This is a genomic window from Thiothrix fructosivorans (genome assembly GCF_017349355.1).
Taxonomy (GTDB): Bacteria; Pseudomonadota; Gammaproteobacteria; order Thiotrichales; family Thiotrichaceae; genus Thiothrix; species Thiothrix fructosivorans.
In genome coordinates this window covers 489152-511810 of the sequence record NZ_JAFMPM010000008.1, presented here as the reverse complement: position 1 = coordinate 511810, position 22659 = coordinate 489152, and the positions used below count along the sequence as shown (strand labels likewise).

General features: G+C 51.1%; 20 protein-coding genes. 2 read left to right on the top strand and 18 right to left on the bottom strand.

From position 1 onward, the window contains the following. Positions 1-33: 33 nt before the first annotated feature. Entirely contained in the window at positions 34-1710 is a 1677-nt protein-coding gene (locus J1836_RS16780; RefSeq protein ID WP_207252269.1) for an SWIM zinc finger family protein, read from the top strand. Between the two features lie 21 nt (positions 1711-1731). Here J1836_RS16780 and J1836_RS16775 read toward each other — a convergent pair whose 3' ends face one another. The 13 genes from J1836_RS16775 to J1836_RS16715 form a co-directional block, all read right to left on the bottom strand. Beyond that, positions 1732-2238 (bottom strand): DUF3226 domain-containing protein, encoded by a 507-nt coding sequence (locus J1836_RS16775; protein ID WP_207252268.1) that lies wholly within the window; start codon positions 2236-2238, stop codon positions 1732-1734. A gap of 45 nt (positions 2239-2283) precedes the next feature. Beyond that, positions 2284-3861, bottom strand: a complete 1578-nt coding sequence (tnpC, locus tag J1836_RS16770) for an IS66 family transposase (RefSeq protein ID WP_242632653.1) — start codon at positions 3859-3861, stop codon at positions 2284-2286. 182 nt (positions 3862-4043) lie between these two features. Continuing rightward, complete coding sequence (locus J1836_RS16765; protein ID WP_207252267.1) at positions 4044-5063, bottom strand: AAA family ATPase; 1020 nt, start codon at positions 5061-5063, stop codon at positions 4044-4046. 33 nt (positions 5064-5096) lie between these two features. Beyond that, positions 5097-5546 (bottom strand): type II toxin-antitoxin system VapC family toxin, encoded by a 450-nt coding sequence (locus tag J1836_RS16760; RefSeq protein ID WP_207252266.1) that lies wholly within the window; start codon positions 5544-5546, stop codon positions 5097-5099. Further along, positions 5527-5877 (bottom strand): hypothetical protein, encoded by a 351-nt coding sequence (locus J1836_RS16755; RefSeq protein WP_207252265.1) that lies wholly within the window; start codon positions 5875-5877, stop codon positions 5527-5529. Before J1836_RS16755 ends, J1836_RS16760 begins: the two co-directional genes overlap by 20 nt. Positions 5878-5931: 54 nt before the next feature. Beyond that, complete coding sequence (gene purL, locus J1836_RS16750) at positions 5932-9822, bottom strand: phosphoribosylformylglycinamidine synthase (protein ID WP_207252264.1); 3891 nt, start codon at positions 9820-9822, stop codon at positions 5932-5934. Positions 9823-10110: 288 nt separating this feature from the next. After that, positions 10111-10875 (bottom strand): sulfatase-like hydrolase/transferase, encoded by a 765-nt coding sequence (locus J1836_RS16745; protein ID WP_207252263.1) that lies wholly within the window; start codon positions 10873-10875, stop codon positions 10111-10113. Next, positions 10872-12449: an IS66 family transposase gene (tnpC, locus tag J1836_RS16740; protein ID WP_242632653.1), complete on the bottom strand. Its 1578-nt coding sequence runs from the start codon at positions 12447-12449 to the stop codon at positions 10872-10874. Before tnpC (J1836_RS16740) ends, J1836_RS16745 begins: the two co-directional genes overlap by 4 nt. Positions 12450-12499: 50 nt before the next feature. Continuing rightward, entirely contained in the window at positions 12500-13378 is an 879-nt protein-coding gene (locus J1836_RS16735; RefSeq protein WP_207252262.1) for an LTA synthase family protein, read from the bottom strand. Between the two features lie 5 nt (positions 13379-13383). Beyond that, positions 13384-13650, bottom strand: coding sequence for a virulence RhuM family protein (locus J1836_RS16730; protein ID WP_207252261.1), 267 nt, complete (start codon positions 13648-13650; stop codon positions 13384-13386). Between the two features lie 23 nt (positions 13651-13673). Beyond that, positions 13674-14198: a hypothetical protein gene (locus tag J1836_RS16725; protein WP_207252260.1), complete on the bottom strand. Its 525-nt coding sequence runs from the start codon at positions 14196-14198 to the stop codon at positions 13674-13676. Continuing rightward, a complete protein-coding gene (locus J1836_RS16720) occupies positions 14191-14556 on the bottom strand; it encodes a hypothetical protein (RefSeq protein ID WP_207252259.1) in 366 nt (121 codons plus the stop codon). The genes J1836_RS16725 and J1836_RS16720 overlap by 8 nt, the downstream gene beginning before the upstream one ends. Before the next feature lie 54 nt (positions 14557-14610). After that, on the bottom strand, positions 14611-15234 hold the full coding sequence (locus J1836_RS16715; protein WP_207252258.1) for an NAD(P)H-dependent oxidoreductase: 624 nt from the start codon (positions 15232-15234) through the stop codon (positions 14611-14613). A gap of 84 nt (positions 15235-15318) precedes the next feature. Between J1836_RS16715 and cysZ the strand changes: the two genes are divergently transcribed. Beyond that, positions 15319-16044: a sulfate transporter CysZ gene (gene cysZ / locus J1836_RS16710; RefSeq protein WP_207252257.1), complete on the top strand. Its 726-nt coding sequence runs from the start codon at positions 15319-15321 to the stop codon at positions 16042-16044. A gap of 444 nt (positions 16045-16488) precedes the next feature. On the opposite strand, the gene J1836_RS16705 is transcribed toward cysZ, so the two are convergent. Genes J1836_RS16705 through mrcB form a run of 5 tightly spaced genes read right to left on the bottom strand, consistent with a single transcriptional unit; the run spans position 16489 to position 22627 of the window. Next, a complete protein-coding gene (locus tag J1836_RS16705) occupies positions 16489-16950 on the bottom strand; it encodes a Uma2 family endonuclease (protein ID WP_207252256.1) in 462 nt (153 codons plus the stop codon). A gap of 39 nt (positions 16951-16989) precedes the next feature. Beyond that, a complete protein-coding gene (tsaB, locus tag J1836_RS16700; protein WP_207252255.1) occupies positions 16990-17703 on the bottom strand; it encodes a tRNA (adenosine(37)-N6)-threonylcarbamoyltransferase complex dimerization subunit type 1 TsaB in 714 nt (237 codons plus the stop codon). Beyond that, on the bottom strand, positions 17684-19609 hold the full coding sequence (gene yoaA / locus J1836_RS16695; protein WP_504970741.1) for a DNA repair helicase YoaA: 1926 nt from the start codon (positions 19607-19609) through the stop codon (positions 17684-17686). Before yoaA ends, tsaB begins: the two co-directional genes overlap by 20 nt. A gap of 25 nt (positions 19610-19634) precedes the next feature. Next, positions 19635-20189, bottom strand: coding sequence for a tetratricopeptide repeat protein (locus tag J1836_RS16690; RefSeq protein WP_207252254.1), 555 nt, complete (start codon positions 20187-20189; stop codon positions 19635-19637). Between the two features lie 8 nt (positions 20190-20197). Further along, on the bottom strand, positions 20198-22627 hold the full coding sequence (gene mrcB, locus J1836_RS16685; RefSeq protein ID WP_207252253.1) for a penicillin-binding protein 1B: 2430 nt from the start codon (positions 22625-22627) through the stop codon (positions 20198-20200). Positions 22628-22659: the final 32 nt, after the last annotated feature.

The window sequence follows — 22659 nt, the reverse complement described above, 5'->3', positions numbered from 1 at the left end:
ATAATTCAGGCATCGACACCACACTGACACACCATGAATCTGGATAATTTTGAGCAACACATTAATGCGGTCATCATGCAACGCGGCAGAAGCTACACGCAATACGTCCACAATTTGGAAGAAACTGAACCTGAATTCTGGCAAGCGGATGTACAGGGGACGCGCACTTACGATGTAGAAATCCAATTGGATGGCAAGGAAATCAGCGATTGGTCATGCACCTGCCCTTATGATGGCTACATTTGCAAGCACGTCGCTGCCAGCTTGCTCAATATACGCCAGCAGTTGCGGGTAAAACCAACTTTCCCAGCGCCACCCACCAAACGCCAACAACTGGATCAGGTACTAAACACCCTCAAACGGGAAGACTTAGCCACCTATATCCGCCAACTGCTGCACGACGACCGCAAGCTGCTGGATAAATTCTTGCTGCGTTTCCAAGTCGTTACCCCCACTACAGAAGCGCCCACCAAACAATACCAGCAATTGTTTGATAAAATCGCCCGTCAATATTCCAGCTATGATTACATCGACGAAGACGCTGCCAGCGCGTTCGCGGATGAAGTGCAGGAACTGCTGGACACCTTATCAGCCTCTAACCTTGCTTCTGCTGCCAAAGTAGAAATCTGCTTCACCATTGCCCAAGGCATCGCAGGTATTGCAAACGACGTTGACGATTCCAACGGCGAACTCAACAGCCTGATGTACAGCATCAAGGATGAACTCGCCACCGCCTATCCACAACTTCCCACCTCTGAACAAGCCGCCTTGTTCAAACGCGTACTCGCCACCCAATTTGACTCCCGCTACAGCGAATACGGGCTAGAAGATACTTTTACCAAACTGCTGGAAGAATGGGCGCAACACAGTGAAACCGATCAGAACATTTATCTGCAAGCGTTAGACAAACACGTACAGTCCAGCCCCAATGATTGGCGACGTGATGCCTTGTTGCGTCAAAAAATGGCGTTACTCAAAACGTGGAACAGGCTGGACGAAATGGAAGCGGTTGCGACCACACACATGGAAATTCCTGACTTCCGCGACACCTTCATACAGAAAGCCATCGACGCTAAAGACTACGACAAAGCCCGCAGCCTGTTGCAAGCGGGTATCCGCTTGGCAGAACAACAAAAAAATGCAGGAACAATTAGCCGATGGCGCAAGCGTTTATTAGAAATCGCCTATTTGCAGGACGATATACCCACCATTCGCACCGAACTGGAACATTTGTATCAAATCACTCAGTATTCGCTGGAGCATTACCGCAAACTCAAAGCGACTTATCCAGCGGAAGAATGGGCAAGTGCACAGCAACGGCTGTATGGGATGATTCCTGTTCCACGCGGCTACGACTCCGCCAGAGCCATGCTATTGCAGGAAGAAAATGATATTCCCGCGCTCTATGAACTCATCAAACAGCCCTCGATCCCCGGTCAAAGCGCATCCCTTTTCAAACGCTATGCTCCCTTGCTGGCGACAGCGTTTCCACACGAAGTTAAAGCAACCTACGCCAGCCAGATTTGTGATTACCTGCGTGACAACACCGGAAGGACGGCCTACGAGCGAGTCATTGACGAGCTGAACGTGCTCGCCAAAATGCCCGATGGAGCAAACATGGCGCATAATTTGGTCAAGGATTTTTGCAACCGTTACAAATCACGCAAAGCGATGGTGGAGATGTTGATAGCAGCGTTTGGGAAGGGGTAAGGCGGAAAATATCCACACTTTTTACGTAAACATCCCCAAATAGGCTTTGAGTTCAGCCAAGGCAGTGTGCTCAAAGTCCCAAATAGGCTTTTTCATGCTGGCTTCAAAAGAACATTTTCGATCTGCTTGCTTTCTGTCATTTCTTGAACAACAATCAAAACGCTGATAAACACTCACCCAAAATTTATCAAAATCTTTTTGCTTTATCGTCTTACTTTTATCATTAAGGCATTCGCGCCATGACTCCAAACAATCAGCTACAACTGATTCATTAGATTTTATAGCCCGCAACATCGTTTCTAATTCACCACATCCACCAACATTTAACACATGACATGAAATATTCAAAGAATGACTCTCATCATAAATCCAAGTATTCACTGATGGGATAGCGATAGTGAAGCCTGCTTTTTTGAGTGATGAATTGACCAATGCTAGTTGAGCATCAATTCCGTTGGCATCGGCATCGACCATAATGCCAATTTTACTGATACCTTCTTTATCGCTAGCTATACGCAAATCGTTCAATTTATCACTCAGTTTTTTCTCTGAAAGTCCACTCAGAGTAATTGATCACATCCCCACCCCTTGCGGTAAAGCGGGCAGGGCAAAGCCAGCGCGGGCAGCGGTAATAACACTGGCAAGATAAGCCAAGGCAGACTGTCCACGTTTGCGGCAAGTACCGATGATGCTGGCCAGCATGGCAAACGCACGGCTCCCCGTAGCACTCTTTGTGCCATGGTTGGTTTTGCGCAGGATCACCCAATGGCGCAACGCCCGCTCAGCCTCATTATTGGTCAAGGGAAGCCACGGGTGGTCAAGGATTCGGAAAATGGCATCCCAATCATTGATGAACTCTTTCGCCAGTGCCGCCGTCTTGTCATGGGCAGATACGGCATGGATCAAGCATAATGCCCTGAATTCCAGGAGTTTTGCCTGATGGCGTTGACGGATCACGTCGGTTTGCGTCCCCACCGTGCCGCCTGCTGCCCGCCAAGCGTAAATGTCGTCCTGTAATACCCTCAGCCAAGCGAGGGTGAAGTTGCCAAACGTCCGCCCGTCTTTGTCCAGTGATTCTGCCAGCCCACGGGCTTTGCGGATCAGGTGCGCCCAGCAACGCAAGCGTTTGGGGTGGTGGCGGTAAGCGGCATAGCCATCACTCATCAGCCAGCCCCCAAAGTGGGGGCTAATCACGTTGTCGAGCATTTCAATGGTGCGCTGCCCTACGTAGAAACAAACGCTGAGGGTGGTGACGAATGTCCATAGCCACAGGGCTTCGCCACGCTCTTTCCAAGAGGTTTCATCAATATACAGCACCCCGCCGTCAGCGGTGGCTTCTGCCAACAGCCCTTCCACCAAGGCATCTTCCAATGGAGAAGCACTCGCGGCTGCTTCCTCAAAACATTGCTGCAACACCCCGACACTTAGGGGAATGCCCAACACCTCCCGCAACAGTTCTTGTGTGCCACGCAGTGACAAGCGTGAGCGCAGCCGTAGGTGGACAATAAGTGCCGCCAGATTGCCCCCAATCAGCCGCCACTCGCCCACATCAACCTCCGGGTATAACGGGTCGGGAGCTTGGCGATGCGGGATATGGCGGCTCACATGACCGCAGGTGCATACGCTATCGTGAAGGTGGTGGCGGGTGGTGATGACGGTCAGTCCGGGGTTCCCATCCGTGCCAAACTGGATGTCCACACTGTCATAGGCGGTATAAATACGGGAGACAGCCGCATCCAGGGACCTGCCACAGGCTTCACATCGGCTGGGGTAATGGTGTTCGTCTGCATTGATGGGCGGATGCCATACCCGACCATAACCCGGTGCGCCGGGTTGTTTACCCGCTTTGCGTTTGGCTGGTTGGGCTGGCTTTGTGCCCGCCACAGCTTCTGGTTCCGGGGTTGGCTTTCCTCTGGCTGCACCCACCCCTTCTGTTTCGGGCAAAGCCACCGTTTTGGGTGACGTTTCCCACGGGAAACCGCTGCTGGGTGGTTTGGAGGAGTTGTTGGAGTTTTGGTTGATCTGTTCCCGCGCTTCTTTCAGGTCATGCAACAACTTGGTCGACAGGTGCAGCAGTTCCTCCGGCGTGAGCTTGGCAAGGTACTGGCTGTTAAGCTGTTTGAGGCTGTGGTCTTTCAGTTGTTGGGTCATCGGGGGAGTGTCGCAAATTTAGTGCGTTTGGGTAAGGGGGGACTGTTCAGTTACCACTCAGACACTCATACTCGTCAATATTACAAATTGGTGGCGACACCTCAAGATTGATATTTTTCAGATGAACTATCAGTTGCTCAATAAACAGTTTGTCATTATGACTTTCTACGACCAAGATATGTTTATTCGCCACGAATAGCTGCCCCATGAGTCAGAGAATAATGAAGTTGTTCGGCATCACGAACAGCCGCCACGATTCGTTGTTTTTTCTCACTTCGGTACAACTCAAAGTAACGACCCGTATCATCATTACGCTCTTGCTGCACATTGTTGAACGCCTCGATACACTCTTTAGAGTGTGTCGTAACGAACACTTGGCAATTCGCTTGCTCACTTGCCATGAAAATCAATTCCCACAATTTCTTATAGTTTGAATAGTGGATACCATTTTCAATTTCATCAATGAACAAAAAACCGTTCTGACTTGCCCAAATCGCACAGAGAATCGTCACATAACGACTAATCCCATCACCCATTTCAGACAACGGAACTAACTTATCTCGTCCTTGAATTTTTAATTTTGGAATCGCTTCATCTTCTGTTTGAATGATTTTGAATGTCATTATTGATGAGTCAAAATTATTTATGGAATTATTTACAAAATCCTCTTTATTAAGCTCGGAAACAAAACCGTACAATACACTCAAAAATTTATCATCAATCTTTGAAGATTTAATAAAATAACTGTTAAATATAATATTTTTAAAATAATCATGCAATGCGCCATAAAGATTACCATTGGAAAAGTTCTCTGTAGAAAAATTGCTTTTTCCGTGATTTACTGAAAACTCAATGTTCGCTATGGATGTATTTGTCGTATGAAACTCAACAAGATTATCAACTGCAATATTGATAGTTCGTATATTAGATTTTATCTCGAAACGATGAGGAAAATCTTTATAGAAATCCAACGTTATATTCTTTGAACGCTGCTGCCTATTTTTCAATAACAAATAAGAATTATAAATCAATGAATTAGGTTCAACCGACTTTACCAACAGCTCAATCGCTTCGAGCAGTGCGGTTTTGCCGACGTTGTTTTTGCCGCCGAAAACATTCACGCGCTTGAAATCGTTGATTTCGAGATTTTCGAAGCATTTGAAATTTTCGATTTTTATATTTTCAATGAAGTGCTGACTCACGACGAACTCCTGCTGTAGCAACGATCAGGTAATTCACGAAACCAATTCGTGCAACTGAATCAATGACGTAAATCGTTTGAAATCTTTAGTATTGTGGGTCAGCAAGGTGTTAATACCATAAGCCTGCATAGTAGCGACAATATTGGTATCGTGTACTTGTTTACCCGATACTTGAAAATCTTCGATTAGTCGTAACAAATGCTGATTCACCAACACAGAATCTTCAGCAATCGCAAAGTTTTGATAAAAATAAGCAATCTGGCTCATCACTGCCTCTCGCGATACTTCACCAAACGCTGACTGTGGACGGGTCAATACCACCAAAAATTCACGGATAACCTGCGGACTAATCCACAGATTATCGTAAGTTTGATAAGCATCCGCTAACGCTTGACGCGCTGCCTGATGAAAAGGAGACTCGGCAATGCTTGCATAAATCAACACATTGGTATCAACAAATAGCTTACCGCCCATCATCGTCATACATTCCTTCACGGCTAAAACTTAAATCTGTTTCATTGAAGCTCTTGTAAACACCATATGCCACCCCTGTTAGCGCCACCGAAGCTATTTCGAAGGCTACTCCACCTACAACAGGAAGAGGATTGGTCACATTTTTCTTAACTGGCAAAACGGGTTTCTTAACTGGCAAAACGGGGATTTCGAAGGCGGGTTTTACAACGCCAATATCGCCTTGTTTTGCCAGCTTATCGCGTAAACGCTCAACAAAATCGACGATTTCCGCAACACGTTCACTAGGAAGGTTGCGGATTTTTTCCATTAAGGATTGCATAACTTCGGGTGATGCTGACATAACCATCATCTCCTATTCGTAAGAATTACATGGCATCAGCATAGCACAAACGCGTTAGCCTACCCAAACCCGCGCATTGCGGAACATCCGCAACCACGCGCCATCGTCACCCGTATCATCCGGCTTCCACGAATGCTGCACGGCGCGGAACAAGCGTTCGGGGTGCGGCATCATGATAGTGAAACGCCCATCCACCGTGGTCACACCCGTAATCCCCAACGGCGAACCGTTCGGGTTTTCGGGGTAATGCTCAGTGGCATTGCCGCGATTATCCACGTAACGCAAGCCGACCAGCCCTTCCGCCAACATACCTTCAGCCGTCGCCGTGTCGAACACCGCCCGCCCTTCGCCATGCGCCACTGCAATCGGCAGTGTCGAGCCAGCCATGCCTTGCAGGAACAGCGACGGCGATTCCAACACTTCCACCGCTGAATAACGCGCCTCGAACTGTTCGGAACGGTTGCGGTAGAAACGTGGCCAATGCGCAGCACCGGGGATCATGTCACGCAATTGCGAGAACATCTGGCAACCATTGCACACGCCCAACCCGAAGGAATCTTGCCGCGCAAAAAACGCTGCAAATTCATCACTAGCACGCGGATTCATCAAAATCGTTTTCGCCCAGCCACCGCCTGCCCCCAACACGTCACCGTAGGAAAAGCCGCCACACGCCACCAAGCCTTTGAAATCTTTCAACTTCACCCGCCCGCTGATAATATCGGTCATGTGTACGTCAACCGCCTTGAAACCAGCACGGTCGAACGCCGCCGCCATTTCCACCTGCCCGTTCACGCCTTGCTCACGCAATACCGCAACTGTGGGACGTACTCCAGTGCGGATATACGGCGCTGCCACATCTTCATCCAACTCAAAGGTTGGGGCGAAGGGCAAACCGGGGTCTTGCGCATCATCCAGTCGCTCAAACTCTTGCGCGGCACAATCGGCATTGTCACGCAACGCCTGCATCCGGTAGCTGGTTTCCGCCCAGATCTTCTGCAACGTGGCACGCGGCGCACGGTACACTTCCTTGTTGGCAAAGGTCAGCACCAGCTCATCGCTGTCGTTCAATTCGCCAATGACGTGGGTGCAATGCGCCAGCCCTGCCTCGCGGAACGCTTCCAACACCGCGTCGGTATCGCAATGGCGGATTTGCAGCACCGCGCCGAGTTCTTCGCTGAACAGCGCAGGCAGCAATTGCTCACTCACTTGCCCGATGCAAGCGGTCACGCCCACATGCCCGGCAAAACTCATTTCTGCCAGTGTTGCCAGCAAGCCGCCATCAGCACGGTCGTGGTACGCCAGAATCAGATCTTCGCCACGCAAATCCTGCACGGTGTCAAAGAACGCTTTGAGGGCGGCAGGGTTATCCACGTCCGGCGCGTGATGCCCGACTTGTCCGTAGACTTGCGCCAGTGCAGAAGCCGCCAAGCGGTTACGCCCTTTGCCCAGATCCACCAGAATCAGATCGGTATCACCAACGTCGCTACACAATGCCGGAGTCAGGGTTTTGCGGATGTCCTGCACGGGTGAAAACGCGGTGACGATCAGTGACAACGGCGCGATCATTTCTCGGTTTTCGCCGTCTTGCTGCCATACCGTTTTCATCGACAAAGAGTCTTTGCCAACCGGAATCGCCAAGCCCAAACGTGGGCAAAGCTCTTCGCCGACCGCTTTCACGGTGTCAAACAATGCCGCGTCTTCGCCGTGATAACCCGCTGCCGCCATCCAGTTCGCCGACAAACGGATGTTGCGAATATTGGCAATGTCTGCCGCCGCGATATTGGTGAGGGCTTCGCCAATCGCCATACGCCCAGACGCTGCCGGATTCACCAGCGCAATCGGGGTGCGTTCGCCCATCGCCATCGCTTCGCCGAAATTGGTGGTGTAATCGCTGGAGGTGACTGCCACATCCGCCACCGGCACTTGCCATGCGCCCACCATTTGGTCGCGGGTGACCATGCCCGTTACCGTGCGGTCGCCGATGGTGATCAGGAAGGATTTGGACGCAACGGTTGGCAAACGCAACACCCGCTCAATCGCCTCACCCAGTTCAATGCCGCTGAGGTCGATTTCTGGTTTGTGGAAAGTCTGGTGATGCACATCGCGCAGCATTTTCGGCGGTTTGCCGAGCAGCACGTTCATTGGCAAATTCACCGGATTGTTGTCAAACAGCGAGTCACCGACCAGCAATTGTTGTTCGATCGTGGCACTACCGACCACAGCGTAGACGGCGCGTTCGCGTTCGCACAGGGCGCGGAAAGTGTCGAGGCGGTCTTCGGCAATGGCGAGGACGTAGCGTTCTTGCGCTTCATTGCTCCAGATTTCCATCGGAGCCATGCCGAGTTCGGCGTTGGGAACGGCACGGAGTTCAAAGCGTCCGCCGCGTCCGGCATCGTTGACGATTTCGGGAATGGCGTTGGAAATGCCGCCAGCGCCTACGTCGTGGATCGAGAGGATCGGGTTTTCTGAACCCAAGGCTACGCAGCGGTCGATGACTTCTTGGCAACGGCGTTGCATTTCAGGGTTGCCGCGTTGGACGGAGGCAAAGTCGAGGTTTTCTGCACTCGTGCCGCTTGCCATTGAGGAAGCCGCGCCACCGCCCAAACCAATCAGCATGGCGGGGCCACCGAGGACGATGATTGGCGTACCTTCGGGCAGTGGGTTTTTGTTGATGTTGTTTTCGCGGATATTGCCCATGCCGCCTGCAATCATGATCGGCTTGTGGTAGCCGCGCAGTTCGATGCCTTTGGCACCGGGGGCTTGCATTTCAAAGGTGCGGAAATAGCCGGTGATATTAGGGCGTCCGAATTCGTTATTGAACGCGGCGGCACCGATAGGGCCTTCGAGCATAATGTCGAGGGCGGAAACGATGCGGTCGGGTTTGCCGAAATCGTGTTCCCACGGCTGGGCGTAGCCGGGGATGCGTAAGTTGGATACCGAGAAACCGCTCAGGCCAGCCTTGGGTTTCGAGCCGTTGCCGGTTGCGCCTTCGTCACGAATTTCGCCGCCCGAACCGGTCGCAGCACCCGCAAACGGGGAAATCGCGGTGGGGTGGTTGTGGGTTTCCACCTTCATGAGGATGTGGACGGGTTCGTTGGTGTAGTGGTATTCGCCGGTTTTTACGTCGGTCAGAAAGCGCGTTGCCAAGGGGCCTTCGATGACGGAGGCGTTGTCATGGTAGGCGGAAAGGATGCCTTCGGGCGCGTGCGCGTGGGTGTTGCGGATCATGGCAAACAGCGATTTGGGCTGTTCTTTGCCGTCGATAATCCAGTCGGCGTTGAAGATTTTGTGGCGGCAATGTTCGGAATTGGCTTGTGCGAACATCATCAATTCGACGTCGGTGGGGTTGCGCTGGAGTTCGGCGTAATTTTCCGCGAGGTAGTCGATTTCATCAGCAGAGAGTGCCAAGCCCCAATCGGTGTTGGCTTTGGCGAGTGCGGCTTTGGGGTCATTGCTGATGTCGACGTAGCGCAAGGCGGCGGGTTCGGCTTCGCTGAACAGGACGACGGCATCTTGCAGGTCGGTTAGCACCATTTCAGTCATGCGGTCGTGCAACAGCGCGGCAATGGCGAGGCGCTCGGCTTCAGACAGCGCGGCAGTGGTTTGGATGTCGTAGGCAATGCCGCGTTCGATGCGTTCCACCATCGTCAAGCCGCAGTTGTGGGCGATGTCGCTGGCTTTGCTTGACCAAGGCGAAATCGTGCCTTTGCGCGGGGTGACGAGCAGCAATGTGCCGCTGAAAGCGTGGCTGCCTTGCACTTCTTCGTAGGTCAGCAACGCTTGCAACTGGGCGTGTTCGTCGGGGTGCAATTCGCGGCTGTTGCGCACGAAATGGACGTATTCGGCTTGCACAGCAGTGATCGTGGGCACGATGGCTTGCAAGGCGCTCAACAGCTTGTTGCGGCGGAAATCAGAGAGGGCAACGCTACCGGGGAAGATCAGCATGGGGGTAAACCAATGGGCAGTTCATCAAGGAGGGTATGATAGCGGAAAGTGGGGCGGGATTGTAGGCGATTGCCGTGCCAACTGCGGCGGGGCGCGTCCGCAGCTTGGCAGGGGAAATCAGGCAGCCTTGGTCTTGAGCGTAAAATCACGCTTCAGCAGCCGTGCCAGTTCGCTGGTACTGAAGGCTCCGGCTTCCTGCAATTTTTCGATCAGTTACCAGTGTTTCGAGGTGATTTTTTGGAATCAGCCTTTCAGGGGTTATTCTAAAGGAAGAGCCTGTTACAAGAATCAATGATTCCTAGACTGGATACTTTCAAATAAAAGCTTGAAATAGAGTTCTTCTCTATCCTTGTCTGACAAGCTTCTCGCATTCTTTAAACCCGTTAATTCGTCCCATATTAGCCAAGGAATCTCATAATACCTTTTCCCGGAAACATCAACTGCATGTCCATCATTGATAAAAAGAGAAATATTCTCATACCTATCCAAACCATAGTGGATATTGTCATCCAGCAATGGAGGTATATGATCACTGGTAATATAAATAATGGAGCTTGAATCAATTGCCGTCAGTTGCTTGATAAAATCAGCTACTGCCTTTGTCCGGTAATAAAACTGGTTTGATATTCTCTTGACTCGCTCATCCTGATGATCAGAATTAATAATGTCTGGTTCATCACTCAAATCACGCTCATATGGAAAGTGCCCATACATGCCTAAAGTGTAACTGACTATAGGTTGCGTAGCAGTATTTAAAGCATTCTTGATTCTGGAAAGGCTATGTTTCAGCACTCCCGCATCTGAAACTCCTCGCTCTTTCTCCTTATCAGTAATTATACCGCTTTCTGCCAGAAACAAGACATCATCAAAACCCAGACTCTTATAAGCCAAAACTGAATTATAGTATCCTGAACCAGTTGCTAATGTAGCAATGCTTTTATACCCATGCTGGTTCAATACGCCAACAAATCCATTCGCTTTTCCACCTTGTAGAATATTAAATTCTGCACTACCTATCTTTGCAAAAGCATGGATGCCAGTGTAATTGATCACATCCCCACCCCTTGCGGTAAAGCGGGCAGGGCAAAGCCAGCGCGGGCAGCGGTAATAACACTGGCAAGATAAGCCAAGGCAGACTGTCCACGTTTGCGGCAAGTACCGATGATGCTGGCCAGCATGGCAAACGCACGGCTCCCCGTAGCACTCTTTGTGCCATGGTTGGTTTTGCGCAGGATCACCCAATGGCGCAACGCCCGCTCAGCCTCATTATTGGTCAAGGGAAGCCACGGGTGGTCAAGGATTCGGAAAATGGCATCCCAATCATTGATGAACTCTTTCGCCAGTGCCGCCGTCTTGTCATGGGCAGATACGGCATGGATCAAGCATAATGCCCTGAATTCCAGGAGTTTTGCCTGATGGCGTTGACGGATCACGTCGGTTTGCGTCCCCACCGTGCCGCCTGCTGCCCGCCAAGCGTAAATGTCGTCCTGTAATACCCTCAGCCAAGCGAGGGTGAAGTTGCCAAACGTCCGCCCGTCTTTGTCCAGTGATTCTGCCAGCCCACGGGCTTTGCGGATCAGGTGCGCCCAGCAACGCAAGCGTTTGGGGTGGTGGCGGTAAGCGGCATAGCCATCACTCATCAGCCAGCCCCCAAAGTGGGGGCTAATCACGTTGTCGAGCATTTCAATGGTGCGCTGCCCTACGTAGAAACAAACGCTGAGGGTGGTGACGAATGTCCATAGCCACAGGGCTTCGCCACGCTCTTTCCAAGAGGTTTCATCAATATACAGCACCCCGCCGTCAGCGGTGGCTTCTGCCAACAGCCCTTCCACCAAGGCATCTTCCAATGGAGAAGCACTCGCGGCTGCTTCCTCAAAACATTGCTGCAACACCCCGACACTTAGGGGAATGCCCAACACCTCCCGCAACAGTTCTTGTGTGCCACGCAGTGACAAGCGTGAGCGCAGCCGTAGGTGGACAATAAGTGCCGCCAGATTGCCCCCAATCAGCCGCCACTCGCCCACATCAACCTCCGGGTATAACGGGTCGGGAGCTTGGCGATGCGGGATATGGCGGCTCACATGACCGCAGGTGCATACGCTATCGTGAAGGTGGTGGCGGGTGGTGATGACGGTCAGTCCGGGGTTCCCATCCGTGCCAAACTGGATGTCCACACTGTCATAGGCGGTATAAATACGGGAGACAGCCGCATCCAGGGACCTGCCACAGGCTTCACATCGGCTGGGGTAATGGTGTTCGTCTGCATTGATGGGCGGATGCCATACCCGACCATAACCCGGTGCGCCGGGTTGTTTACCCGCTTTGCGTTTGGCTGGTTGGGCTGGCTTTGTGCCCGCCACAGCTTCTGGTTCCGGGGTTGGCTTTCCTCTGGCTGCACCCACCCCTTCTGTTTCGGGCAAAGCCACCGTTTTGGGTGACGTTTCCCACGGGAAACCGCTGCTGGGTGGTTTGGAGGAGTTGTTGGAGTTTTGGTTGATCTGTTCCCGCGCTTCTTTCAGGTCATGCAACAACTTGGTCGACAGGTGCAGCAGTTCCTCCGGCGTGAGCTTGGCAAGGTACTGGCTGTTAAGCTGTTTGAGGCTGTGGTCTTTCAGTTGTTGGGTCATCGGGGGAGTGTCGCAAATTTAGTGCGTTTGGGTAAGGGGGGACTGTTCAGTTACATGCCAGTCAGCAATTCAAACTCTGCCTGAGCAGTATTACCACCATACACAGGGGAGATGACATGAGAGAAGTTATAACTAGCTGGCAATAAATAAGATATCAACTCATTCGCTAAAGGAGAACGGTTAAAGTTAATATTGAGCAAGAGTCTTGGATCAATAAAACTTTCCAAGACAACAATATGAATATTACGAGGATGCCGAACTATATTAGGAAACAAGATTTCTTTTATATCTATATTTTTCTTGCCATACTCATTAAGAAGAGAAAAATTTTTCTTTTCTTGATAACCATAAAAAATAAAGCTGGAAAATCTACCATTTTCTTTTATAGACTTTTCTTGTGACCATTCCGTATATTGATAACTAGAAGCACGATAGTCAGCAAACGTATCAGATAAAAATACAAATAGTACAAGAGAAACCGACAGCACCCTGAATAATACAGAATATATTATATCTTTAAATGAACGATTTTGATATGCCTTATAAAAAAGCATCACAACAGGAAAGCAGATCAGAAAACCCAAGAAAAAAATCAAAAACATCAATCCAACTGAGAAATCAGAAACCATATTAATATTTTGAAAATCAGAGGGTCTGGGAGAACGCCCCAAAAATCCATAGAAAATATCTACCGACAGATATAAAACAAGAACAGGCACTACCGGAAATAAATATCGAATAATTCTATTATTTATGGTTGGAAAATAAAAAATAAATAACAGGAGCAACACCAATGGGATTTCAAACTTGACCAGATCTCCCCTAACGCCACCGATGGTACTCCAATAATGGGATAACTCGGTATACAAAGTAACTATCAGGAACATCACCAATAAATAAGTAAACGCACCTTTGAGGTAATCAATCATTGTATTCATCCCACTCTGAGATTGTAGAATTGGGTTTGGTATCGTTTTCCGTCAGCGGCAGTCGTTTCCAAAATGGAAATAACTGAATTTTCCAGCAATTCACCTTCCGCAAAAATATTTTTCAGGTGTTTAGTGATAGCTGGTACTTGAACACCAAACAGTTCCGCCATGCGCTTTTGAGTGAGCCAGAAGGTTTCATCCTCGAAATGCACTTCAACGCGGATTTGTTGCTTAGAGGTGGTGTAGAAAATGACGTTGCCTTGTCGGTTCATGTATTTTGACTTCCTCAATTGTGTTACGCAGGCGGAAACCGTAGCTGCGAAAACGCCCGACCTGCCTGTATTGCCCTACGCTCAATCTCAGCCGCCGATTCCACCAAGCCTTTTTGTTCCAGAAATTGCAAAAAGGCACGGGTGCTGATCTTGTGACACTGTTCCGGCAACAAAAAACTGGCACGAGCAATTTTGTGATCTTCAAACAGAAAAATACCCGTCGGCGGCTCAGGAATCAGGGCAAAATCAGTCATCACTTCCTGCACAGCCAGTTCGCCGAGATTGGCTTTACGAGGTAATGCACCCGTCGCTAAGGCTTGCGTGTAACGTTGGAAAACACGAGTTTCCCGCACAACTAAAGGCTGTTGTGCCACCCACTGGGCAATTTTTTGACTGGTAGGCGTTGCATGACGAGTCACTTCATACAGCACCATATCGACCATTTGCACTGACCAACCGGGTAACAGCAGTACATCCAGCGCATTCGCGTAAGCCAGAGTGATCAACGGGCCTGCATCTGCCAGCAGGATGACGGAACGATCAGCCATGTGCGACCGCCGCCAGAGGCAACGCATTCAGAACCTCGACCATCCCCTGGGTCACGCTATCCGGCAAGCGCGGCATGGGAAGGTGTGCCTGCACCATCAACAGAAATAAATCTTCAGCACTCTCAATTCCCAAAGCTTCCATTGCTTGCAGATCGTCGATTCTGCCCAATGAAAAATTCAATAGCGTGCGGAAATTCTGGTTACTGACAACTTCCGCCGCTTCAAAAGTTTCCACCAGATAACGTAATTCAGCATTGAACAGTGCGTTAATGGAAGTATCGGATTTCGCCGCAATCACCTTAGCACGGCGCAACAAATCGCGGTCAACAGAACCCGTGAAATTGACGGTAGTAGACATGGGAAAGCTCGCTTGTCAGTAACACAGAATAGAGTGTAGCACATAACTATGTGTTCAACGGTATTCCACCAAATCCGCCAAGGGCTGGCGCAATTTCGCTGGCTGTTCGCCCGCACGATAGCCAAACGTCACCACCACTGCCGCGCCGTATTGGCTGGTATCCACTGCCAACAATTCTTCCACCCCCGGCTTCGAGAAACCTTCAATCGGGCAAGAATCAATCCCCATACTCGCCGCACCCGTCATCATATTCGCCAGTGCGATATAGCACTGCTTGGAACTCCACGCGAAAGTATTCAAATACGGCTTGATTTCGCTGTCATTGTGCGCCGCATACCGCGCCAAATACGCCTGTTCCGCCTCAGTTGGCAAACCACGTCGCCCGAACAAACGCTGCACATACGCACTGTACGGTTCGACCGCTGCGGTTTTCGCCAAAATCACCACCACATGGCTGCTCTCGGTAATTTGCGGCTGCCCCCAGCAAGCCTCCCGCAACTGTTCGCGCAATTCCGGCGTTTGCACCACCACAAAATGCCAATGCTCCATCCCAAAAGACGACGGCGACAAACGTCCGAATTCCAAAATCTGCTGGAAATCATCCGCTGGAATCTGGCGAGTTGGGTCGAACTTTTTACAGGCATGGCGGAACGTCATCGCTTGCATGAATGGCTGCATGGTTAAAACTCCTTAACTTAAATCGGTTCGCTAAATGCGCTACAGTATAGCCACACCATCACTATCGGGAACAGGGAATACACAATGATAACGGGATTGTTCAAAGGCTTCGGCTACGTGTTTAGCGGGCTATCACTCATCACACAAAAAGGTATTCGCCCGTTTGTGGTCGTGCCACTGCTAATCAATATCGTATTGTTTTCTGGTGGGATTTGGCTGGCAAAAAGTCAACTCGACTACTGGATGACGCGCCTGTTGCCCAACTGGTTGACGTGGTTAGAATGGCTGCTGTGGCCGATTTTCGCCGTGCTGATTTTCTTCGTGGTGTTTTACGTATTTTCCATCGTCGCCAATATTCTTGCCGCACCCTTCAATTCGGTACTCGCGGAACGGGTGGAAGCACGTCTGAACGGGCAGCCCGTCCCTGAATTTGAAGGTTACAAAAGCCTGCCCGCGCTGATCGTGCGCACCTTCCGCAGCGAACTCGGCAAGCTGTGGTACATGGGTAAGTGGTTTATTTTAGTGCTGATTATCACCATGATTCCCGTAGTTAATATCATTGCGCCCGTGGCGTGGACGCTGTTTGGCGCGTGGATGCTGGCAATTGAATACGCAGATTACCCGATGGGCAACCACAACCTGTTTTTCAAAGATGAGCTGGTGACGTTGAAGAAAAATCGCGGCGAAGCGTTGGGATTTGGGTGGCTGCTGTCGCTGATGACTGCGATTCCGGTGCTGAATTTCTTTGCCATGCCTGTCGGCGTAGCGGGTGGTACGGCGCTATGGGTCAAAACACTATCTAGAAATTAAATGGCATTCGTTATACATCACACACGAGATTTTGAAGGTACATGTTACATCGAGATTGCGCCGAGAGCATATTTGGGCAAACACTGGCAACCTAGCTCTTTATTCATCGCAGAAGATGACTTTAATGTAACGGAGAGCCTTATTGATAAATGTGTTTCAAACTACAACCCCTATGGAGTAACCGATATATCAACAACTGTTGGTCAAATGCTTATTATGGAGTGGAGGACTGCCGCATACTTGCTTGTCAACGATGACAGTAAAGCATCTAACATACTTCATCATAAATGTTCTCGATATAGAAAAGATAAAGAGCCGTGGCTTGAACAGAATAGAGTGAGAATTGCTAACATGCTGCTAGAACTAGCTAGTTCCTGCGAAAAGCTCCTCAATACGCATGGAGGCTTTTGTATACTGGGATTGTAATACGAAGATAGAGTTGTTCTAAAAACCGTCTAAGATTTCACAGGAACGCTCTATCTCACCAATATGGGCGTAGTAGCGTGTTTGCCCACGGTCATCACACACCCAGACTTCCTTTGCGCCCTTTGCCAGATAAAGCTGCACTTTCTCCTCCATTTCCGCTTTGGAATTGGAAGGGCTGGTGATTTCGACACAAATTTCAGGGGCAACCTTGTAGGGTGTCTGGAAACCATTTTCAGCGATGAAGGCATCAGATGCCCACGCCACATCAGCAACCTTCACGCCATCGGTAGTCTGGACGGAACATTCCATGATGACTGTCCCACCGCCTTTGCCTCTTTCCAGCCGTGAACCAATCAAATATTGCAACCGCCCATGATTGTTACTCGCAGGACTCATCAGGATCTTTCCCCATTTGTTCAGTTCAATCTTAAAAGGCAGATCGTGCAACAACGGGTTGTCAATAACAGCTTGCCACTCCATGACTTTTCCTCACTTAGCATTTATCAGATGACAGTTTGACTATGCCACCAAACCTTGGCGTTGACTAGCCAAGCGTTCCTGCGTCGTCAACGCAATCTTATTCCGCAAGTAAACCGGCTGCGCCTCTTCCGGCGCGGCTGCCCTACCCGCTTGCCACGCGGCAATGGCTAACGGCAACATAAATTCAGCGGCAGGCAACGATTCCGCATCCACCCCACTGAGTTTGTCGCCAAACCGCATTTGCAAAGCCTCTGCGTAAGCCGACCAACCGTGCCCAATCGCAAACCAGCCCGTCGTTGCAGGCAATGGTGCATCCGCCGGAGCACACACTTGCTCAACACCCTGCAATTGCATCAGCCCATCCTGCAACGCATATTGCCCCCAATACACCTCGTTCATCCGCGCATCCAACGCCACCAACACCTGTGTTGCGCTGTGCTGCATGTATGCTTGCTGCGCCAATGCCGCCAACGTAGACAGCGCAATCACGGGCTTATCCGCCGCCATTGCCAAGCCTTGCGCCACACCCACGCCAATACGAATGCCGGTAAACGCACCGGGGCCACACCCGACGGCAAGCGCATCGACATCCGCCAACCGCAGCCCCGCCGCCGCCAACACAGTTTCCACCATCGGCAAAATCAGTTGGGTATGCGCCCGTGGGGTCAGTGCAAATTCGCAAAAGGTCGCGCCATCCGCATACACAGCAGCAGAACAGGCTTCGGTCGAGGTATCAAGGGCTAGTAGTTTCATTCAAATTTCCAGCAAAAAAACGTTCCACGATGTCCAGCTTCTGGGTACGTGGCATACGCGGCAAACTGTCCAAAAACGTCTTGCCATAACTGCGGGTACGCAAGCGCACGTCGCAAATCATCAGCACGCCACGATCCTGTTGATCACGAATCAGCCGCCCCACGCCCTGCTTCAAGGTAATCACCGCCTGCGGAATCTGGTATTCGCCAAACGGATTGCCACCACGTTTGCGAATACTGTCCAGCCGCGCCTCCATCACCGGATCGTTGGGGGCAGCAAACGGCAGCTTGTCGATAATCACGCAACTCAACGCCTCACCACGCACATCCACGCCTTCCCAGAAACTCGCCGTCCCCAGTAAGACCGCATTGCCCAGTTCACGAAAGCGTTCAATCATATCGCGTTGCGGCGATTCCCCTTGAATCAGCAGCGGATACTCAAAACGGTCTTGCAACAATTCCGCCGCCTCATTAAGCGCCCGATAGCTGGTAAACAGCATAAACGTGCGTCCGCCACACGCTTTAATCACCGGAATCGCCGCCTCCACCAAGGCAGACACAAAATCCGCATCCTGTGGTTCAGGCAACCCCGCAGGCAGATACAACAACGAGTTATGCCAATAATCAAACGGGCTATCGAGTTGCAAGGTCGTCGCTGTATCCAACCCCATACGCTGGTTGAAATGCTCAAACGACTGCCCCACCGCCAGCGTTGCCGAGGTCATTATCCAACTACACGGCAACTCATCCATGCACTTTTTGAACGGCACAGCGACATCCAACGGCGTGGTAGTAATCGCAAACCCACGGGTAAAAGTTTCAAACCATTGCACCGTATCGGGTGGCGGATTGTGCAAACGCCCTAGCCGTGCCTGCTGTTCCAGCAAACGCTCATAGCAAGATTGCAAACCCTTGCTACGCTCAGCGGCATGTTCTAACAAAGCCGCCAAATCCTTCATGCAAGTCTCAAGTTCTTCCATGTATTTGACGATGGCGGGTTGTGAACTAATCCGTACCCACGGCGCACGTTGCCCCGGTGTATCCATTGCCAGCCGCAAATCCATCACCGCTTTTTCGAGCCGATCCAGAAATTCACGGATTTGCGGCATATCGGAAGCACCTTCCAACGCCTCCACCACGGTATCGCGTTTCCAATCGTGCAACTGACGGCTGCTGAACGTATCGCTGAAAAAGGTGGAAGCAATTTCAGGCAATTGATGCGCTTCGTCCAACACCACCACATTCGCAAGCGGGAGCAATTCGCCGAAGCCCTCTTCCTTGAGCGCCATATCCGCGAAAAATAGGTGATGGTTGACCACCACGATGTCCGCTTCTTGCGCCGCACGCCGCGCTTTCACCACATAACATTCTTGGTAATCGCCACAATCCGCCCCTAGACAATTCTCGGTATTCGAGGTGACACGCCCCCAGATTTCGGCATCGTGTGGCACGGCGGACAGCTCCGCAATATCGCCCTTGCTGGTCAATTCCGACCAATCACGAATGCGGTGCAACCACGTCACGCTTTTACGATCCGGCAAACGCCCTTCATCCACCGTCGCTTGCAGACGATGTAAGCACAGGTAATTCGCCCGCCCTTTGAGCAAAGCGGTTTTGACTGCACTCTTCAACGCCTTGCGAACCAAGGGCAAATCTTTGTGGTAAAGCTGGTCTTGCAGGGTTTTGCTGCCCGTAGAAATGATCACACGCTCATCGCACAGCAAGGCAGGCGCGAGGTAGGCAAAGGTTTTCCCCACGCCCGTCCCCGCTTCGATCACCGCTGTGCCTTGTGTTTTCATCACCGTCTGCACCGCTTTTAGCATGGCTTGCTGTTGCGGGCGGGCTTGAAAACCGTCGATCAGATCGGCAAAAGGCCCCGACTCACCTAATAGATCGGGTAGATCCAGCTCTGGTTGAATAACAGCAGAAGAACTAATTGAGCTGCTCCCGATAGGCTTGCGCCTTGCTCACCATGCCAAGGGCCTGGTCATGCTTGCCTTGCTGCTCGTTGATTTTGGCGAGTTTCATCCACAAATCGGGGTTATCGCCCTCCATACGTAACGCCCGCTCCAGCGTGTCAGCGGCTTTATCTAAACTACCCTTGGCGGCTTCAGCATCGGCGGTTCTGATCAATGCCTGTACAGCGGGTGACGACGCATACGCTTTGGGTGTCACCGCAACCTGTTCGACGACAGGCGGCGCAACCGTGGGTTCTTCAACCGCCACTGGTACGGGTGGCGGGGTTTGCATGGGTTGATGCGTAATCACCTTACTGGGTTGCGGTGCGGGAGCAGCGACCACTTTTGGGGGCGCAATAACCTTAGCCGCCGCCGTCGGTTTCTTCTGCACAGGCGCTGGTGCGGGGGCTGGCACAGCACGACTACCGTAGACCCGATCCTGTAACACCGTGGGATTAGGTGAACAAGCCGATAAAATACTGACTAGCAAGAAACTGAGTGCGATAGAAGGACGAAGCGTTAGCGTCATGGTTACTCTCATTGCATTAAGTTGTCGATCCAACCGGATGGATCAGTCTTTTTGTTTGCAGGGGCAGCGGGTGCTGGTGCGGCGGGCGCAGCAGCACTAGGCGCAGCAACGGGATCGGTCGGTCCGGCAGACGCGGGTGGCGCACAATAGCTGGTTTGCTGGGGCTGCGTGCCTTTGATGAACGGGGTACGTACTGCCTTACCGCACGCCGGATTAAAGCGCAGTCCAGTAGACTGGTCAACGTCAACCCAGACCAACCGCGACGAATTGGCGACTTGCAGCGGCTTAGTGGGCAAGACCTTGAACAAATCCGCCCACACTTTCAACGCACCAGTACCGCCGGTCATATTGGTGGGTTTGTTATCATCACGCCCAACCCAAACGGTCACCACATGCTGACCCGAAAAACCTGCGAACCAGCTATCTTTTTTGTCGTTGGTCGTCCCCGTTTTACCCGCAACGGTTTTCCAACTCGGCAAGGTTGCACCAATTTCTTTAGCCGTACCATCAATCGTGACACGGTGGAGTGCATAGGTCAGCAAATCCGCTGCTTCAGGGCTAGCCACTTGTTTGACCGTCAGCGGGTAGCGCGTCAGCACTTGACCGTGTGGATTCATGACGCTGCGAATCGCTTTGAGCGGTGAATAAGAGCCACCCGCCGCAATGCTTTGGTACATTTGCTGCACGTCGATAGGTGCCATTTCTAACGCACCCAATAGAATGGAGGGGTAAGCAGGAATGTCGCCGCCAATACCAAGATCATGCAGGGTTTGCACAATCTTATCCAAACCCACGCCGACACCCACCCGCACCGCTGGGGTATTACGGGATAGCATAATCGCTTTCAGTAACGTCACCGCCCCCATATTGGAATGGTCGTAGTTTTGTGGCTGCCAATATTTCTTTGACCCTAATTTCACCGTTACCGGCCCATCATTGATGCGGGTGGCGAGGTTGTATTTGCGCGGATTTTCCAAAGCAGCCAAGTAAATGGCAGGTTTGACTAATGAGCCGATTTGCCGCTGCGCGGTCAACGCACGATTATACCCCGCGTAACGCACGTCGCGACTCCCCACCAATGCCATGACTTCGCCGCCCTGTACGCTGCTGATAATCAACGCCCCGTTGAGCTTGCCTTTGGGAATGCGCTCAGCACGTTCCAAACGTCCGACACGGTTTTGCAGAATCGTTTCTGCCGTCAATTGCACGATAGGATCCATCGCGGTAAAGATCATCAAACCTTGGCTACGCACATCTTCTTCTTTGTAATCACGCTGCAATTGTTGGCGCACCAAATCCAAATACGCTGGGAAAGGGCTATTCCCTGAAGGCTTTTTCTCGCTAACACCTAACGGCTGCGCCAGAGCTTCTTGATAGATAGCCGGGGTGATGGCTCTTTCGTTGAGCATCACTTGCAGCACCAAATTACGCCGTTCCAAAGCGCGATCAGGGTGCAAACGCGGGTCGTAATAGCCCGCGCCTTTGGCAAGACCAATCAGCAAGGCAATTTGGTCAGGCTTCAATTCCCATACCGGACGGTTGAAGTAAAACTGCGCTGCCAAACCAAACCCGTGAATCGCACGTTCACCATCCTGCCCTAAATGGATTTCATTGAGGTAGGCTTCCATAATGTCTTGTTTGGTGTAACGCATTTCCAGCAGAAACGCCATCGTGGCTTCCTTGAGCTTACGATGCCAACTGCGCTCATTGGTCAGGTAGAAGTTTTTTACCAACTGTTGGGTCAGCGTGCTGCCGCCTTGTACCGTATGACCGGCTTTCACATTCGCGACCAGCGCCCGACCAATCGCGAGCGGATTCACACCTTGATGCTCGTAAAACTTTTTGTCTTCGACCGCCACCAAACCACTCACTAACAGCGGCGGCACATCTTTCTGGCGTACTAATACGCGGTCTTCGTTTTTGCGTGGGTAAAAATTACCAATCAAGACCGGTTCAAGGCGCATTAAATCGAGCGAATTTTTACCATCGGCGTAAGCTAATGCGGCAATTTTGCCATTCGCTACATTCACTTTAATGCTACGCGCTGGTTCTTTATCGTCAGCAAATTGAAAACCACGGGTATTAATGACAAATTTACTGCCTTCGCGGTGGTACTGACCTGTTTCAATGGGCTTATCAATCGAGCGATAGTTGAGCAGCTTTAGCTCTTCTTCCAAGTGATCAGCGAACAATTGCTGGCCTTCGTACATATCCAAAGGGCGGGCAAAAACCCGTGCGGGTAACTCCCAACGCCTACCTTCAAATTGATCACGGACTTTTTCATCCAGCTCCAAGGTATACACAATACCCAGCAGCAAACCCAGTACCAGCGCCACCAGTAGCAGGATGCGGAACACTCGCCCAAATAACGACAAGGTAAACCATAACCCTTTGAAGAAACGCCGCGTGGCGGATTCCTGTATTACTTCCTGACTCAAACTATTTTCCTGCTATGCTTATATTTTCGGGT